The organism is Aliivibrio sp. 1S128, assembly GCF_001691065.1.
GTDB lineage: Bacteria > Pseudomonadota > Gammaproteobacteria > Enterobacterales > Vibrionaceae > Aliivibrio.
On sequence record NZ_MAJV01000079.1, the window covers coordinates 1 to 624 of the forward strand.

Sequence of the window (624 nt, forward strand, 5' to 3'; positions counted from 1 at the left end):
TTGATGCATTTGTTATACGTCTATCCCAAAAATTCAGCTGGGGGTAAGTCTCCGGTAACTAGCTTAGGGAAAAAAGTGTATTCTTGTTTAAATCGCCTTTTTCCCATTAACTTTGGCCACCGAGATAAAATCCAATTAAGTTTCCCACTCCCTGCGTCATATTCCATTACAATAGTAAAAGAGGTCTCTTTTAGCTTTTTACCACCATCTATGCATTCAAATAAATCATCTTCTTTGAACTGAAATAAATGTTTAACTTGCCCTGGTGGCATCTGTGGAATAATTATATCAAATAAATCATCAAAATTTTCTCTCGGATGATTTCTACGAAGATCCCCTTTTAGAGTAAGTTTTATATTTTCAGCTCTAGAACCTCCAATATTTGCTAAATTAAACTCAATAAAAATATTCTGGTGCCTACACTTAGATTTTCTTTTATCTTTGCCAGACACTCCTATTGGCATATCATATTCAACTTCTGGCTTATATTGATTACGAAGTTGATGATAGATTTCTAATACAGGTTCTTTATGAGAGCTTATGACTTGAACGCCAAGTCTCATTGAACCTGTTATTGCTGAACTTGTAAGCTCCATATTCCTCCAAAACGTATAACGCCTGCAT

At 34.8% G+C, this 624-nt stretch carries 1 protein-coding gene; it reads right to left on the reverse strand.

What is annotated here, in order from left to right; genetic code table 11:
- Positions 1–20: 20 nt before the first annotated feature.
- Positions 21–624: hypothetical protein (locus A6E03_RS10090; RefSeq protein WP_218060162.1), on the reverse strand; the 604-nt coding region annotated here is incomplete at its 5' end.